Below are 15,964 nucleotides of genomic sequence, written 5' to 3' on the forward strand. Positions count from 1 at the left end.
TGTAAAAATACTAAATATTTATTGAAAATTCTATTGGGAGTGTTGTTTAAAAATAAGAATAACCAAAAATGAGTAGATGTATAAAATTATAAACATTTCGGATTTGTTTATAATATAAATAAGGTAGAGAAATATTATTTTCCCTACCTTATTAAAGAGATTTTCTTTATCTATTGGAACTTAAATCTTGAAAATTAAGATCATTATTCAGTACATTATTTACCTTTTCAACTACTAATTTTTCAGGAAGAGTAAATGAAGTGATTCTTTTAGCATTTATAGAAGAAGAAGATAATTCAACTTTGTATACCCCTGCATCAGCAATCCAGGCAGAAGCTAAAGGATTGAAAGAGGATAAATCTTTGGGTTGCAATTCAAAATAAACGTTTTGGCTTTCACCTGGTTTAAGTAATTTTGTTTTAACAAACCCTTTCAATTCTTTTACAGGTTTATCTACATCACCTTTAGGTGTGGAAAGATATAATTGAACTACTTCCTTACCGGCTACATTTCCTGTATTTTTAACTTTGAGTGATAAATACAATTTTTGATTGAATTCTAAAGAACTTAATACAGGTTCAGAATAATCAAATGTGGTATAAGAAAGTCCATATCCAAATTCATAGGAAGGGGAAACATTAAAGGTATTAAAATATCTGTATCCAACATAAATTCCTTCTTTATAAGAAACATTAATAGGTTTTTCTGCTGGAACTCCATCAAAATTTGGAGCAGAAGGTACATCAGAATATTTAACGGGTAAAGTTTGAGTTAATTTTCCGGACGGATTCACTTTCCCGGATAAAACATCTGTTATTGCATTTCCTCCTTCTTGTCCGGGTAAACTAGCCCATAATATGGCATCTACTTTATCTTTCCAACTAGAAGTTTCAATAGCACTTCCTGAGTTTATTACAACAATAACTCTTTTATTAATTTCATGAAAAGCTTTAGAAACTTCAGAAATTAAATTTTTTTCTTTTTCAGATAGATCAAAATCATCTTTTATTTTTCTATCTCCAGATTCACCGGCTTCTCTACCAATGGTGATAATAGCAATACTATTATTTTTAGCACTGTTTTTTATCACATTTTCCCTAACTATTGGCTGAGTTAATGTAGGCAAAATAGAAAGTAGTTTTTTCTTAAGATCTTCAATTTTTTTAAGTTCTTCTTTTACAAACGGGGAATATATTTTGTCTAGATTTTTATCTATTGAATAACCAGCATTTTCTAGCCCTTCAGATAAGGTAATTTCATAGGCTTTATTTACATTTCCGCTTCCGGTTCCACCGGAGATAATATTATATGATCCACTCCCAAATAAGGCTATTTTACTGTCATTAGCTAAAGGTAAAGCTGCTTTATCATTTTTTAACAATATCATTCCTTCTGATGCTACTTTTCTGCTTAATAAAGCATGGCTTTTCAAGTCCGGATCATTGGTGGCTATATATCCTTCTTCTCGGGGTGAATTAAATATAATTTCTAAGACTTTTTTTACAGAATTATCAACATCTTCGATTGACAATTTTTGGGTCTCAACATATTTTTTCAGCAATTCAAATTGTACTTGTGTACCCGGCATTAGTAAATTATTTCCCGCGTGAATTTGTTTAGCAAAAATATTTTCATCATATGAATCTTTACTTATTCCATTATGACTTGTATCGCTTACAGCAGATACATTAGAATACCCACCAAACCAGTCGGTAATTACAGAACCTTTAAATCCCCATTCCTTACGTAAAATTGTAGTTAACAAATCATAACTTGCAGATGTGTAAGTTCCATTTATTTTATTATATGAAGACATTATGGTGGCAGGATTAGATTCTTTAACTGCAATTTCAAAACCACGAAGATATATTTCTCTCAGAGCTCTTTGAGAAAGATGTACATTTAAATCCATACGATTATTTTCGCTATTATTGGCGGCAAAATGTTTTAAAGATACACCCACCCCATTTTTTTGTATACCCTGAGTGATAGCAGAGGCCATTTTACCGGCGATCAAAGGATCTTCTGAAAAATATTCAAAATTCCGCCCACATAATGGATTACGGATGATATTAAGAGCTGGGGCCAATTGAATGTCTGAACCATACCTCAAAGCTTCATCTCCAATTGCATTTCCTATTTCTTCCGCTAGTTCCACATCCCATGTAGTTGAAATAAGAGCACCCACTGGAAATCCTGTGGCATAATAGGTTCTCGTTTCGCCTTTTCTTTTTGCAGAAATACGTACTCCGGCAGGGCCATCAGTAAATATTACAGCAGGTATGCCCCATTTTTCAATAGGGGTTGTCGAACCTGCAGATCCTGGAATAAGATAGCTCGGAATGGTTACTCCCTTTGGGTCTATAGCTTCAAAGCCTTTAAGCATTTCGAAACCAACCATTCCCGTACCTAAAAGCAGATGAATTTTATCATCTAAAGATAATCTGGGAACTAAGTCATTAATTCTTTCATAGTTAGACAATCTTGTATCTTCATAAGGTTGAAGCTTCCCATCCTTATTTAAATCTGAAAATCTTTGATTATCAACTACAATTTGTGGCGAATTTTGTGCTTTGTAAAAATTAAACACTAAAATACCAGCAATTAAACACGAAATAACTTTTTTTCTCATAGAATTTTTCTTTTAAGGTACAATTATTTTATGACATATTAGTATATATATGCGTATTTATTTAATAAATATGATATATTGATTTTTAAATGTATCTTAGTTAGATAATTAATGAACTGTTTTTTTATCAGTGCCTGGATGTTAAATTATTTCATAAGAAAAAATCATTTGTAGAAATCCTTATTTTTGTTTAAAGAAATTATAGAAAAATGCAAAAAAAGAAAATAGAAAAATGGTTTAAAATTTCATGTTATGCAGAATGTGTAAGTTGTGTTTTACTTTTTTTAATAGCTATGCCCTTAAAATATTGTTTTCATTCCACAATATTAATGATTCCTGCCGGGTGTATGCATGGAATATTTTTTACAGGATATATTGTTTTTGCAATTTTGGCAAGAAAAATATATACATGGGATGATGAGGATTTTGTATTTGCATTAATGGCAGCATTTTTTCCTTTTGCCACTATTTGGGTTGAAAAATCCTTAGCAAAATATGATAGAGAAGAATAAATATTAAGCTATAAAAAATATGGTATGAAATATTACTAATTCATAGCATTTTGTAACTCTTCAGTAATTTCCATATTGTGAAATACATGTTGAACATCATCATCTTCTTCAAACTTCTCAATCATTTTTATAATTGTTTGGGCTTGTTCTAAAGGCAAAGCTTTAGTAGTATTAGGCAGACGTTGCAAATTAGCACTTTCAGGTTCAATGTTTAGCTCTTCAAATTTATGGTTCATAGAACCAAAATCTTCAAAGGAAGAAGTAATAATTATTTCGTCATCATCTTCTTCTATTTCTTCAGCACCTGCGTCAATCATTTCCAACTCAAAATTATCCCAATCTATGGTAATATTAGATTTTTTTAGGGTAAAAATTCCTTTTCTATCAAAAATAAATGTAAGTTCACCATTTTTCCCTAAATTGCCATCAAACTTATTAAAAATTGCTCTAACATTTGCAACGGTTCTCGTAGAGTTATTGGTTGTGCATTCTAAAAAGATCGCAATTCCTCCAGGACCATATCCTTCATAAGTTACCTCATCATATTGTTCAGCATCAGCTCCAGAAGCTTTTTTAATCGCACGTTCAACATTATCTTTAGGCATATTTACGCCTTTAGCGTTTAGTAAGCAACGACGAAGTGCTGGATTTGCTTCAGGATTAGGACCTCCGGTCTTAACTGCTATAGCTATTTCTTTTCCAATACGACTAAATTGTTTAGCCATTTTATCCCATCTGGCTAACTTTGTTGCTTTCCTATATTCAAATGCGCGTCCCATATCTCTATATTAATTTCTATCGCAAAAATAAGAATTGAGAAAATCTCACAAAAAATTTTTATAGATTTTTTAATTTATTTTTTAATAATTTTCCCGTTTTTCATTATGCTATAATTTTCAACTTTTATTTCAGGATTAGTTTCTATATAGCTTATATTTTCAACTTTAATTTTGTTCTGAGAAATAAAAGATTGTGTTCTAAACCAATTTTCTGCTGTTTCATCATAAGCAATAATTTTCCAGTCAATAACTTCGTAATTTAAAGTGTAATTTACTAATATCGTAAATAATTCGTTTTCTCCTGAATAGTAGTAAAAAATGATGGTTTTAAAATTATCAGATAAATCTAAAAGATAATTTATATATATTTTGTTATTATGTTCAAGAATATTGGAAGGTATTACATTTTTCAAATGAAGTAATTCTATTTGTTTTCTTTTTAACAAATTGTTGTTTTTTACACTATAAAAATTAGTGGAGTCAATTATTGGTGGCTTCCTTATGGGATATCGATCTATAAAATTATACTGATTTTGAGTTTTAGATGTTTTAGTAATAATATAAGTAGAGTCAATATTATTCTTTGATGTTTTCGTACAATCCGTTATATTATTAATTATTTTATTATCCTTTTTACATAATGGTTTTTCTTTTTTGCAAGAAATTAAACTAATGAAATATATAACTAATAAAAGGTGAAAATATTTTGGATTCAATATATAAAATTTTAATTACAATAATTCCTTGGGTATTTTACATACAGGAATAGGATTTATTTTATGTTGTGCTAATTTATTCAAACGGTCATAAATTTCAAAAACTTCTTTTTGTCTACTACTAAAATCAGTAGCTTTATGTGTTTTGTGTACACTCATAGCCCATTCCAATTCAGGATAAGTTGCTCCGATTTGATCTTCATCACTGCGGTCATCTACCCACAAACCATCAGTAGGTTTTGCCTGTTGAATGGATTCTGCAACTCCTAGTTCTTTAGCTATTTCAAAAACCTGACTTTTTAATAAATCTGCAATAGGACTTATGTCAACACCTCCATCGCCATATTTCGTATAAAATCCAACGCCAAAATCCTCTATTTTATTTCCTGTTCCACAAACTAATAAATTATTTATTCCTGCATAATAATAAAGAGTGGTCATTCGTAAACGTGATCTTGTATTCGCTAAGGATAGATCATTATTTTTATTCTGTTCTTCGATATGCAAGTCTAATTTTAAAGTTTCGAAAGATCGGGTAAGATTTATGGTTTTTCCTTTAACATTTGAAAATTTCTGAGTAAGATTTTTTATATGTTCTTGAGCTCTAGTTACCTGGTCAGAAGGTTGATGAATGGGCATTTCCAATAATAATACATTTTTTCCGGTTTGGGCTGCTAAAGTAGATACAACTGCTGAATCGATACCTCCTGATACACCTACTACAAAACCTTTTGTTCCAGATTGTGAAATATATTCATTGAGCCAGTTGACTATGTAAGAAATTACTTCTGTTGTCCGCATAATATTGTACTTTTGTATACTTATAGTGATTTAAATTAAATGTAAATATAATGAAGATTATTAAATATTTTCTGCTATTTTTCCTGTTTATTGGTTGTTCTAAAAAATCTGATGAACAAAATAAAAATAAAAAATGGGAGGTAGATATTAGTGGAATTGGAGCCAATGTAGAACTAATTGATATATCTCAAGATTTTTATAATTTTCAAATACCTATCTCAGAATTTCGAAAAAAATATCCTTTTTATATAGATGCAAATTTACCGGATGAAAAGGCTGAACAGCAAAGAAAAGATACTACAGAAATAAATATTTATAATCAGATAAAACATAAAATTAATAATCAGAAAATAAAACAGGAACTAACAACTATGTTCCGCTATATAAAATTTTATTATCCTGAATTTAAAGAACCTAAAGTATATTTATATTCTTCTTTTGTACAAGATTACTTAGATCCTATTACATATGTTCCCAATCAAAATTATTTGTTTATAGCTGTAGATTGCTTTTTAGGTTATGGTAATAAATATTATGACATGATGAGAATTGATAGGTATTTGCAAATAAGTATGTCTCCGGAATATCTTTCTTCAAAAGTAGCTAAAGTTATAATTAATGAAAAATCATGGATACCTAAAGAGCTTACTACACAGTCTTTTGTATCTCATATGATTTATCAGGGAAAAATATTATTATTAGAAGATGCTTTTTTGCCAAAAGTAAAAGATTTATATAAAATAGGTTATACTCAAGATCAAATAAATTGGGCTAAATCTAATGAATTTGAAATATGGAATTTTTTTATTCAAAATAACTATGTATTTAGTGATGATTTCTCTTTGTCAGATCGTTTTTTATCATTGTCTCCTTTTTCTAAATTTTATACAGAAGTCGATGCTAAAAGTCCGGGACAAATTGGTTGTTGGGTTGGATGGCAGATATGTCGAAAATATTTTGAGGAAAATCCTAAAGTTAGTTTGCAGGACTTTATAAAAAACTCTAACCATGAAGAAATTTTTGCTAAATCTAAATATAAGCCGGAGCAATTGCCTGAATAAAAAAATATTAAATAGAAAAGGGAATAAAAAAATGCAATCAAATAAATTATGAAAGAAACTGAAATCAATTTTAATATTACTTTAGATGAAAATCATATTCCGGAGAAAATAGTTTGGGCTGCCCCTGATGGAGGTGTGGTAGGAGCAGAATCTAAAGCAGTACTTTTATCAGTTTGGGATGATAAAACAAAAGAAGCTTTACGTATTGATCTTTGGACAAAAGAAATGCCCGTAGAAGAAATGAAACGTTTTTTTCATCAGGTTTTAATGTCTTTAGGGAATTCTTATCAAAGAGCTACAGATGAGGATGATGTTGCAGAGGAAATAAGAAAATTTGCAGAATATTTTGCAGATAGAAGTGGAATTAAAATGTAAAAAGAAATGAAAATAAAAATAGAAGAAATTGTAGAAGAAGACTTCGAAACTTTAATCGAGTTATTTAGGGAATTGGCTGTTTTTGAAAATTTACCAGAAAAAATGATAAATTCAGTTAAAAGAATGAAAGCTGAAAAAGATTTTTTTAGAGGCTTTACCATTAAAGATGAGAATAATATCATTTTAGGATATGTTACTTTCTTTTTTGCTTATTATACTTGGGTAGGTAAATCGTTATACATGGATGATTTATATATCCGCGAGGAACATAGAGGAAAAGGATTAGGAACACAACTAATTAAAAAAGTAATCTCTTTTGCCAAAGAAACTAATTGTCAAAAATTACGTTGGCAGGTATCTAATTGGAATAAATCTGCAATAAAATTTTATAAAAGTTTAGGAGCCCAAATAGATGAGGTAGATAAAAATTGTGATTTGATGTTTGACAATTAATTTAGCCAACATAATTTATAAAGATAAAATCAGAATAAAAAAACAAAATATAAGATCAATGATAATCTATAGTAGAAATAGAAGGTTAAGAGTAAATCAGTCTATTAGAGACCTGATGAGAGAAACTACCCTTACTACGGATGACTTTATGTTACCCATTTTTATTACAGAAGGGAAAAATATAAAAGAAGATATTCCTTCAATGCCCGGAATCTATCGTCACTCTTTAGATTTAACTATAAAAGAAATAAAGGAATTATGGTCATTAGGAATTAAAGCGGTAAACTTGTATGTTAAAGTAAATGATAAACTTAAAGATAATACAGGTAAAGAAGCATGGAATAAAAATGGATTAATGCAGGATACAATTAAAGCAATTAAAGATGCAGTTCCGGAAATGATTGTAATGCCAGATGTCGCTTTAGATCCATATTCGATATATGGACATGATGGAATTGTTGAAGATGGAAAAATTTTAAATGATGCAACAGTAGAGGCTTTAGTTAAGATGAGTGTGAGCCATGCTGAAGCTGGAGCGGATTTTATTGCCCCGAGTGATATGATGGATGGAAGGGTGGCAGCAATACGAGAAGCTTTAGAGGAAAACGGATTTCCTAATGTAGGTATTATGAGTTATGCCGCCAAATATGCAAGTTCTTTTTATGGTCCTTTTCGAGATGCTTTGGATAGCGCTCCCGGATTTGGAGATAAAAAAACATATCAAATGGATTATGGGAATAGTAGGGAAGCAATTAATGAAGCCATCAAAGATATAGATGAAGGGGCCGATATGATTATGGTTAAACCAGGACTACCCTATTTAGATATTGTTTCAAAATTAAATGAAATAGTTGACGTACCCATTTCTGTATATCAGGTAAGTGGAGAATATGCTATGATTAAGGCAGCCGTTCAAAACGGGTGGTTAGATAATGATAAAATTATTATTGAAAGTTTAACTTGTATAAAGAGAGCCGGAGCGAGTTTAATTTCTACTTATTTTGCCAAAGAAGCAGCTAAATTGTTAAATAAATAAATTATTTTTATAATACAAAAAACCCAAAGCTAGCTTTGGGTTTTTTATTCAATATTATTATATGGTTTATTTTTGTTGTTGGTTTAATAAATCCCCTCTATAATCTTTAATATCACTATCTTGATATAATGTGGTAAGAAATAAATTAGGAAGTAATTGTGAATATTGATTTATTAAATAAGTTCTTAATTGTTTTTTATCTCCTGGCTGTCCTTTCGTAATAGATTTAGTAATAATTACAAATACGCCTGATTTTCCTTCAATAGCTTTAGATTTTACTCCCGGTTTTATTCCAAAAGCAGCTCCCCCGACTTTAGGTTCAATCATGCCTGAAATTGAAGGGTTATCAAAACTTATAGTAGCAGAGCTTTTAGCTGTTTTATATTCTGTAGCAAGTTGATCTAAAGATTTATTGGATGCATTAATTTTTTCAGAAATTTCTTTGCTTAATTTTTCATTTCTTACAATAGGCTCTAAATCTTTTCTAACTAAAGATGGATGAGCTAAACCTTTTTTAAATAATGAAGATACTCTTACTACAATATAACTTTGGTCACTTGTAGAAAAAACTTCTGTATCGCCCAATTTTCTTTTAGAATCAAAAGCCCAGTTAATAATATCAGTATCTTTATCTGTACCTAAGCCTTGAAGAGTAGAACCAAAACGAACAATTCCACTTTGCTGTATAGGTTTGTATTTTGAATTTTTTGCAATATCTTGAAATTCTTTAGAAGATTTACCCATAATTGACTGAATGAATTTCTGAGATTTTTTTCTTGCAGACTCAGTAGTTTCTTCCGAAGATTTAATTTCTTTAGCTAAATCAGCAAGTTTATATACTGTAGCGAAAGGTTTTCTTTTAATAATATTTAATATAAAATATCCTTCCGGAGTTTCAATAATTCCCGTTTTTCCTTCCGGTGAAGTCTCTAAGAAATTTTGTAAAGCTTTATAAGGCGGTGGAAAGTTTTGAGAAGTAGTTAACTTCATTTCACCCCCGTTTGTAGCAACATTGGGGTCATCTGAGTTTTGTAAAGCTATTTTAGAAAAATCAGAAGGATTTGCTGAAATTTGAGCTAGTAATTTTTCAGCTTCTTGTTTAGCTTGTTCTTTTGTTCTTTGCTTTTTAGGCTGAATTTGTACATTAGATTCGGTATAAGTAATAAGAATATTTCTCGCAACAACAGAATCAGAATTTTTTCTACCTAAGAATTTAGATAGTACATAATAATTTCCTTCTTTATAAGCCGGAGAAATCTGTCCGTATGAAGCCGTTTTAACCCAATTTTGTATGGCCGGAGATAATTGATTATCTTGTCTGTATTGAGAATTAAAAGCTTTATCTACCACTTGTGCATTATTAAGCTCTGTAATATATAAAGAGTCATTTTTAACAGTTCCGAAAGCTTGTATGGTATCTCCTTCAATGATAGATTTGGAAAGTAAAGAATTAAGAGAGTTTAAAGTATGTTTTTCATCAGAAGCTGTGGGTCTTCCAGAAAAAAATACATAATCTAAAGTTCTGTTTTCATCAATTTTAAATTTTGATTTGTGCTTTTCAATATAAGCTTGTAAATCTTCATCAGTAACTTTTACAGGATGCTGTTTTTGATAAGTATTGTAATCGATTTTCACATAATCAATACTAGCTATATTCACCTGATTCTGAGCTAAAATATCTAATTCTTTATTGTTGGTTAACATCCCGATAGAATATGCTCCAAAATATTGTCTATACATAGCTTGATAACCAAAATTTCTTTTTAAGGCTAACAAAGTTTGATATATTTCCCTATTTTGTGGAGAGGCATTTTGAGTTTCTTCTGCTTTTTGAAATTCCTCTTGAATGAGTTGAGGATTAACTTTCCCATTTTTATCCTTAAATCTTGGATCAGAAGCAAAAAAAGGTGAATTTTTAGCTATATCCCAAATCATTTTATCTGTCAGAATAAAGTTAGCCTGATTAAACTTTTGTTCAATTAATTTATTTTGAACCAAAGAGCCCCAAACTTGTCCTTCAATTATATTTTCGGGATATTGTCCTTGATACTGAGTATTAAGTAAATTAAGTTGTCCGTAATATTCTTGTCTGGTAATTCCTTCGCCATTAACTTTTCCCAAGACATTAGGATCTTTATGACCGGATAAGAAGCCCGACACACTATTCCATGGAACTAAAAACGCTAATAAACCAAAGGCTGTGGCTCCTATCAATAATCCGGTTTGTTTTCTAATCTCTGTAAGAATAGCCATTTATATTTATTTTATATTTTAGTGTGCGAAATTACGATTTCAAGATGAAAAATAAAAATAATATTTTAAAGATACTCAGTTTTTTAAAACAAAAACCGTCTTAATTTTAAACTAAGACGGATCTAAATCATAAAATTGAAAAAGGTTATTTATCTATGGACCCCAATACTCTTTTCATAAAAGCATTTAATGCTTCTTTTTGAGGCTTGCCCTCTTTAATCATTTTATTGACTTCTATAGAACCATACATATTTGAAATTATTTCTCCAATTACATCTATTTCTTCATCTTTTAACCCCGGAGCTTCTGTAAGATTTTCAAGAGTTTCAATAGTCTCATTTATATAATCTTCATCGTTCTCCTCAATAAATTGGACAAGATGTTTAATTACCGGTAACTTCATTTACTAATTCTTGTAAAGGTTCTAACTTATTGGTTTGTATTTGGTTTACTAATTTTCCATCTTTAAAAGCTGCAAATGTAGGTAAATTGGTTACATTAGCTAGCTTTCTGGATTCAGGAAATTTTTCCGCATCAGCAATTACAAAAGTGGTATTTTCATTTTCTCCTGCCAATTTCTTAAATTTAGGTTTCATAATTTTGCAATTACCACACCAAGAAGCGGCATATTGTACTAATACGACTTTATTATTGTTTATAATTTGATCTAAATTGTCTTGAGTTAATTCTTGCAACATAATAAGTAAATTATTGAATTAATGTGAAGATAAATAGCTTGAAACGCCTTTTCTATCTGCTTTCATTGCATCTTTTCCTTCTTCCCAGTTTGCAGGGCAAACTTCACCATATTTTTGTACATGGGCATAAGCATCAATAAGTCTTAAATATTCTTTAACATTTCTACCCAGAGGCATATCATTAATACTTTCATGAAATACTTTTCCATCTTCATCTACTAAAAATGTAGCACGATAAGCCACATTGGAACCCTCAAGTATTACAGAATCATAATCTTCATCATATTTTGTAGATTCTATATCTAAAATACCTAAAATGTTTGAAAGATTACGTGTTGTATCTGCTAAAATAGGATAAGTAACTCCTTCTATTCCTCCATTATTTTTAGAAGTATTTAACCAAGCAAAATGTACCTCATTGGTGTCACAAGAAGCCCCAATAATAAGTGTATTCCTTTTTTCAAACTCAGGAAGAGCCTTTTGAAAAGCGTGTAATTCTGTAGGGCATACAAAGGTGAAGTCTTTAGGATACCAAAATAATAATACTTTTTTATTTTTTTTTGTTGCTTCTTCAAATATATTGATTTTTAGATTTTCACCCATATGGTCCATTGCATCTATAGAAATATTGGGAAATTTTTTACCTACTAATGACATAATTAAAAATTTTATTTTAAATTAAACTTTATTTTCTTTATGCAAATCTATTCAACTTAAATCTTTTAATAATAATTACACTATTGTTCTTTCTTATTTTAAAATAAGCATTCTCTATTTATTAAGAATTTTTATTTGTAATAACATTTTTTTCTATAAGATTTTATAATCTGCAAATGAGTATAGATTTATTTTTTTAATTTCTACTTGCTCTACAGAATTATATAAAACAATTGAGTTAGAAAATTTTTTAAAGTTAATATCTACTAAATTTAACTTATAGGTTAATTAATGTGTTTGTTAGTGCTAGAAAAATATGTATTCTATAGATGGGATTATATTTACTAACCTTAATGAAAATAAAATTTAATTAAGGAATATTTAAGTATTTATGAGTTTGTAAAGAAATATGCCATTGAGGATTTTTCATAACATAGTCAATAATTTTTGGAGTCATTTTTTCCCGGTTACTCCATTCAGGTTGTAAATATAACAAAGCATTTTTATTAATTTTCAAAGCTTGTTCTTCTGCAAATTTAAAATCATGTTGATTATAAACTATTACTTTTAATTCATGAGCGGAAGCATACACATCTTCTTTAGGTAAAGAAGTTTTTTTAGGGGACAGGCAAATCCAGTCAATTTGACCATTTATAGAATAAGCTCCTGAAGTTTCTATGTGTATATTACAACCAGATTCTTTTAACTTTTGCGTAAGTGGGACTAAATTCCACATTAAAGGTTCTCCGCCAGTTAATACTATTGTTTTTGAAAAAGAAATCGCTGTTTTAACAATATCATCAATTTTTTTTATCGGATGGATATTAGCATTCCAACTTTCTTTCACATCACACCAATGACATCCTACATCACATCCTCCAATACGTATAAAGTAGGCGGCTGTACCAGTGTACCTACCTTCGCCTTGAATGGTATAAAAATGTTCCATTATAGGGAGAGATAATCCCATTTCTAAATTAATATCATTACCTGTCATCATTATTAAATTCAAAAACAGCGTGCAAAGGTACAAAAAATGAATTATTTATAAAGATTGCTTCCGTCTATATAATTAAAGACTTCAGGTGAAAGCATGGGATACACATTTTTATTTTCTTTAATCATTTTTCTAATCATGGTAGATGAAATTTCTATAATAGGAGCAGAAACTTTTTCTATGTTAGGATGGCATAAAATTGGTTTTTGCGACTCTTTAGTTATTCTAGGATATATTAAAAGTTTGTAGTATTTAATAATCTGTTCATAGTTTTTCCATTTATGAAAGGAGAGAAGATTGTCTTGTCCCATTAATAATACAAAATTATGATCAGGATATTTTTCTTTTAAAACTACAAGAGTATCAATTGTATAAGAAGGTTTTGGAAGATTGAATTCTACATTTGAAGCCTGGAATTTCGGATATTTTTGAATGGCTAAATTCACCATTTCCAGACGATGATGATCACCTAATAAAGTTTTTTTTTCTTTAAAAGGATTTTGTGGACTTATAACAAACCAAATTTTATCCAAAGAAGAATTTTCTATAATATAATTGGCAATAATTAAATGTCCGATGTGTATGGGGTTGAATGATCCGAAAAATAAGCCTATATTCATATCGTTTTTATTTTATGCAAAAACTTGAATTTATTATTCAATAAATTTCACATCTTTTATTTGTAATTGATAAAATGTTTTTCCTTGCCAGTAATTTTCATATAACGAAAATACCATATCAAAAGGATATTTTTCAAATTTAGGAAGAAGATGTGCCATTTTGAAAGCTATAGCTTCAAAAGCATTATTAATATTATCCTGAAAAACAATCATTTTTAAATGGCTTTTATCTTTTCCCATCAGGGTGTAATTTCCGCTGAAAAATATTTTTTTAGATAAAAACAAAGGTCTCATATTTTCCGGACCAAAAGGTTCAAAATATTTAATAAGTTTAAAAAACCTTTTATTTATAATTTTTAATGATATTTCTTCATCAATTTCTATGGTAGGGATTCTTTGGTTCTGTTTAATATTTTCTTTTACAGTTAGTTCAAATTTATTTTTAAAAAAAAGAAAATTTTCTTTTTTGATAGATAATCCGGCAGCATACATATGCCCTCCAAATTGTTCTAAATATTCAGAACAATTTTCTAATGCTTTATAAATATCAAATCCGGGAACACTTCTTGCAGAAGCTACTAAATCATTATTTTTTCCTTCAGTAAAAACTAAAGTAGGACGGAAATATTCTTCTATCAATCTTGAAGCAACAATACCAATAACGCCCTTATGCCAATTTTTATTAAATACAATTGTAGCATAACTATTTGTTTGTCCGGTTTTGATTATTTCTAATAAAGCTTCAGATGTAATAGATGTATCTAATTCTCTTCTTTCGTTGTTAAGCTCATTAATCTGAGAATAAATTTTTCTGGATTCTAGCTCATTTTGTGAAATGAGCAGGTTTACAGCATTTTGAGCATGACTAATACGTCCTGCTGCATTGATCTTAGGAGCAATTCCAAAAACTATATTACTTACAGAAAATGTTTCCCGTATCTCTTTGGGTAAAAAAACTTTAAGTCCTGCGCGAGGGGTTTTTATAAGTTTTTTAAGTCCAAATGCGGTTAATAATCTATTTTCTCCGGTAAGAGGTACTATATCGGCTGCATTACTTACAGCAACTAAATCTAAGTATGAGAGAACTTTATCATCAGATATATTTAATCTTTTTGCCAATGCCTGAATTAATTTAAAACCTACACCGCAGCCACTTAAATACTTATAAGGATAAGTACAGTCATTTCTTTGAGGATCTAATACGGCATGAGCGTTTGGTATGCAATCATCAGGAAGGTGATGATCGCAAACAATGAAATCAATTCCTTTATTTTTAGCATAAGAAATTTTTTCATTTTCTTTTATTCCACAATCTAATGAGATAATAAGAGAGTAATTATAAGTTTCAGCATAATCAACTCCTACATAAGAGATACCATAACCTTCTTCGTATCGGTCAGGAATGTAAAAGTGTACATTTTTATAAATCGAATGCAAGAATAAATACATCATTGCTACAGAGGTAGTTCCATCTACATCATAATCTCCATATATTAATATATTTTCTTTGTTTTCAATAGCATGAATTATTCTTTGTACAGCCTTTTCCATATCTATCATTAGATAAGGATCATGAAGATGCGATAAAGAGGGTTTGAAAAAATTCTTGGTTTTTTCAAAAGTATCAATTCCTCTTTGTATAAGTAGGTTTGTAATTTCTACAGGGAAATCTAATTCGTTGGCAAGCTGTAAAGCCTTTTCAACATCTGCTTGAGGGAGTATTAACCAACGATTTTGCATACTTTACAAAGATACTTAATTTAAATAAGTATAACAATCCATATTTTTTATTATGTTTATATGTGGTTTTTATTTATATTTTATAACAAATAATTAATTATTTGTTATATTTGTTTTTAAAATAAATTGATATGAAAAAAATAATAGGGATTTTATCAATAGTTTTAATTTTTGTTAGTTTAATTTCTTGTAATAAACCAACTCCAAGTAAGTTTAATGATGAATTGATGTCTATTTTGAACAGTGCAGATAGTGAATATAATTCTTTTTATTCTCATATAGAGCAGTTTTCAAATAATGACAAAAAATCATCTATATCTCAAAAGATAAAAGTAGGTATAGAACAAATGGAAAAAAAGAAGGAAAAAATAAATGGATTAAAGGTGCCTAAAGGGGGTGAGGAGTTGAAAAATACATGTTTAGACTACGTAAATATTATGATAAATTCCATGAAAGAATTTATTTCAGAAAAAGAATTATCAAAAAGTCAATATGATCGAGCGGTTAAAAATATGGAAAATAATGAAGAAAAATTAAATAATGTAAATGAAAAAATAATAGATGAGCAGGAAAATTTTGCAGAAAAAAAGGGTTTTGAATTTAAAGAAATTCCTCAAAAAAAGTAGAATTTTTC

At 29.2% G+C, this 15,964-nt stretch carries 17 protein-coding genes; 6 read left to right on the forward strand and 11 right to left on the reverse strand.

The annotated features are described in order from the left end of the window. Window positions 1-166: 166 nt before the first annotated feature. Window positions 167-2,632 carry a beta-glucosidase gene (locus C4S77_RS06455; RefSeq protein WP_105246872.1) on the reverse strand — a complete coding sequence of 822 codons (2,466 nt, stop codon included), beginning with the start codon at window positions 2,630-2,632 and terminating at the stop codon, window positions 167-169. Window positions 2,633-2,841: 209 nt separating this feature from the next. Here C4S77_RS06455 and C4S77_RS06460 point away from each other — a divergent pair, with 209 nt between their 5' ends. Further along, entirely contained in the window at window positions 2,842-3,144 is a 303-nt protein-coding gene (locus tag C4S77_RS06460; RefSeq protein WP_105194611.1) for a DUF3817 domain-containing protein, read from the forward strand. Between the two features lie 35 nt (window positions 3,145-3,179). Here the strand turns inward: C4S77_RS06460 and C4S77_RS06465 are convergent, their stop codons facing one another. The 3 genes from C4S77_RS06465 to nadE all read right to left on the reverse strand — a co-directional run bounded on the left by C4S77_RS06465 (window position 3,180) and on the right by nadE (window position 5,440). Next, on the reverse strand, window positions 3,180-3,923 hold the full coding sequence (locus C4S77_RS06465) for a YebC/PmpR family DNA-binding transcriptional regulator (protein WP_105194612.1): 744 nt from the start codon (window positions 3,921-3,923) through the stop codon (window positions 3,180-3,182). 74 nt (window positions 3,924-3,997) lie between these two features. Next, window positions 3,998-4,369, reverse strand: a complete 372-nt coding sequence (locus C4S77_RS12810; RefSeq protein ID WP_146105741.1) for a hypothetical protein — start codon at window positions 4,367-4,369, stop codon at window positions 3,998-4,000. 285 nt (window positions 4,370-4,654) lie between these two features. After that, complete coding sequence (gene nadE / locus C4S77_RS06475; RefSeq protein ID WP_105246874.1) at window positions 4,655-5,440, reverse strand: NAD(+) synthase; 786 nt, start codon at window positions 5,438-5,440, stop codon at window positions 4,655-4,657. Between the two features lie 50 nt (window positions 5,441-5,490). On the opposite strand from nadE, the gene gldB reads away from it, so the two are divergent. Genes gldB through hemB form a run of 4 tightly spaced genes read left to right on the forward strand, consistent with a single transcriptional unit; the run spans window position 5,491 to window position 8,365 of the window. Then, window positions 5,491-6,501: a gliding motility lipoprotein GldB gene (gene gldB, locus C4S77_RS06480; protein ID WP_105246875.1), complete on the forward strand. Its 1,011-nt coding sequence runs from the start codon at window positions 5,491-5,493 to the stop codon at window positions 6,499-6,501. 48 nt (window positions 6,502-6,549) lie between these two features. Next, window positions 6,550-6,876: a gliding motility protein GldC gene (gene gldC, locus C4S77_RS06485; protein ID WP_105194616.1), complete on the forward strand. Its 327-nt coding sequence runs from the start codon at window positions 6,550-6,552 to the stop codon at window positions 6,874-6,876. 6 nt (window positions 6,877-6,882) lie between these two features. Further along, entirely contained in the window at window positions 6,883-7,329 is a 447-nt protein-coding gene (locus C4S77_RS06490) for a GNAT family N-acetyltransferase (RefSeq protein WP_105246876.1), read from the forward strand. Window positions 7,330-7,387: 58 nt separating this feature from the next. Beyond that, window positions 7,388-8,365, forward strand: coding sequence for a porphobilinogen synthase (gene hemB, locus C4S77_RS06495; RefSeq protein ID WP_105246900.1), 978 nt, complete (start codon window positions 7,388-7,390; stop codon window positions 8,363-8,365). A gap of 66 nt (window positions 8,366-8,431) precedes the next feature. On the opposite strand, the gene C4S77_RS06500 is transcribed toward hemB, so the two are convergent. From C4S77_RS06500 to recJ, 7 genes are all read right to left on the reverse strand, one after another. After that, window positions 8,432-10,618 (reverse strand): peptidylprolyl isomerase, encoded by a 2,187-nt coding sequence (locus C4S77_RS06500; protein ID WP_105246877.1) that lies wholly within the window; start codon window positions 10,616-10,618, stop codon window positions 8,432-8,434. A gap of 145 nt (window positions 10,619-10,763) precedes the next feature. Next, on the reverse strand, window positions 10,764-11,021 hold the full coding sequence (locus C4S77_RS06505) for a DUF6952 family protein (RefSeq protein WP_105194619.1): 258 nt from the start codon (window positions 11,019-11,021) through the stop codon (window positions 10,764-10,766). Beyond that, on the reverse strand, window positions 11,002-11,316 hold the full coding sequence (locus tag C4S77_RS06510) for a thioredoxin family protein (RefSeq protein WP_105246878.1): 315 nt from the start codon (window positions 11,314-11,316) through the stop codon (window positions 11,002-11,004). Before C4S77_RS06510 ends, C4S77_RS06505 begins: the two co-directional genes overlap by 20 nt. Window positions 11,317-11,334: 18 nt before the next feature. Beyond that, complete coding sequence (locus tag C4S77_RS06515) at window positions 11,335-11,973, reverse strand: peroxiredoxin (protein WP_105246879.1); 639 nt, start codon at window positions 11,971-11,973, stop codon at window positions 11,335-11,337. 370 nt (window positions 11,974-12,343) lie between these two features. Beyond that, entirely contained in the window at window positions 12,344-12,973 is a 630-nt protein-coding gene (locus tag C4S77_RS06520) for a 7-carboxy-7-deazaguanine synthase QueE (RefSeq protein WP_245915838.1), read from the reverse strand. Between the two features lie 41 nt (window positions 12,974-13,014). Further along, complete coding sequence (gene nadD / locus C4S77_RS06525) at window positions 13,015-13,590, reverse strand: nicotinate (nicotinamide) nucleotide adenylyltransferase (protein WP_105246880.1); 576 nt, start codon at window positions 13,588-13,590, stop codon at window positions 13,015-13,017. A 33-nt stretch (window positions 13,591-13,623) separates the two neighbouring features. After that, complete coding sequence (recJ, locus tag C4S77_RS06530; protein ID WP_105246881.1) at window positions 13,624-15,330, reverse strand: single-stranded-DNA-specific exonuclease RecJ; 1,707 nt, start codon at window positions 15,328-15,330, stop codon at window positions 13,624-13,626. 131 nt (window positions 15,331-15,461) lie between these two features. On the opposite strand from recJ, the gene C4S77_RS06535 reads away from it, so the two are divergent. Then, entirely contained in the window at window positions 15,462-15,956 is a 495-nt protein-coding gene (locus C4S77_RS06535; RefSeq protein WP_105194625.1) for a hypothetical protein, read from the forward strand. Window positions 15,957-15,964: the final 8 nt, after the last annotated feature.

It is taken from the genome of Apibacter adventoris (genome assembly GCF_002964975.1).
Lineage (GTDB): Bacteria > Bacteroidota > Bacteroidia > Flavobacteriales > Weeksellaceae > Apibacter > Apibacter adventoris.

Bases quoted from the DNA above. Each gene is read 5' to 3' on its own strand.
- C4S77_RS06455 (WP_105246872.1), bottom strand. From the start codon at position 2,632: ATGAGAAAAAAAGTTATTTCGTGTTTAATTGCTGGTATTTTAGTGTTT.
- C4S77_RS06460 (WP_105194611.1), top strand. From the start codon at position 2,842: ATGCAAAAAAAGAAAATAGAAAAATGGTTTAAAATTTCATGTTATGCA.
- C4S77_RS06465 (WP_105194612.1), bottom strand. From the start codon at position 3,923: ATGGGACGCGCATTTGAATATAGGAAAGCAACAAAGTTAGCCAGATGG.
- nadE (WP_105246874.1), bottom strand. From the start codon at position 5,440: ATGCGGACAACAGAAGTAATTTCTTACATAGTCAACTGGCTCAATGAA.
- gldB (WP_105246875.1), top strand. From the start codon at position 5,491: ATGAAGATTATTAAATATTTTCTGCTATTTTTCCTGTTTATTGGTTGT.
- gldC (WP_105194616.1), top strand. From the start codon at position 6,550: ATGAAAGAAACTGAAATCAATTTTAATATTACTTTAGATGAAAATCAT.
- C4S77_RS06490 (WP_105246876.1), top strand. From the start codon at position 6,883: ATGAAAATAAAAATAGAAGAAATTGTAGAAGAAGACTTCGAAACTTTA.
- hemB (WP_105246900.1), top strand. From the start codon at position 7,388: ATGATAATCTATAGTAGAAATAGAAGGTTAAGAGTAAATCAGTCTATT.
- C4S77_RS06500 (WP_105246877.1), bottom strand. From the start codon at position 10,618: ATGGCTATTCTTACAGAGATTAGAAAACAAACCGGATTATTGATAGGA.
- C4S77_RS06505 (WP_105194619.1), bottom strand. From the start codon at position 11,021: ATGAAGTTACCGGTAATTAAACATCTTGTCCAATTTATTGAGGAGAAC.
- C4S77_RS06510 (WP_105246878.1), bottom strand. From the start codon at position 11,316: ATGTTGCAAGAATTAACTCAAGACAATTTAGATCAAATTATAAACAAT.
- C4S77_RS06515 (WP_105246879.1), bottom strand. From the start codon at position 11,973: ATGTCATTAGTAGGTAAAAAATTTCCCAATATTTCTATAGATGCAATG.
- C4S77_RS06520 (WP_245915838.1), bottom strand. From the start codon at position 12,973: ATGATGACAGGTAATGATATTAATTTAGAAATGGGATTATCTCTCCCT.
- nadD (WP_105246880.1), bottom strand. From the start codon at position 13,590: ATGAATATAGGCTTATTTTTCGGATCATTCAACCCCATACACATCGGA.
- recJ (WP_105246881.1), bottom strand. From the start codon at position 15,330: ATGCAAAATCGTTGGTTAATACTCCCTCAAGCAGATGTTGAAAAGGCT.
- C4S77_RS06535 (WP_105194625.1), top strand. From the start codon at position 15,462: ATGAAAAAAATAATAGGGATTTTATCAATAGTTTTAATTTTTGTTAGT.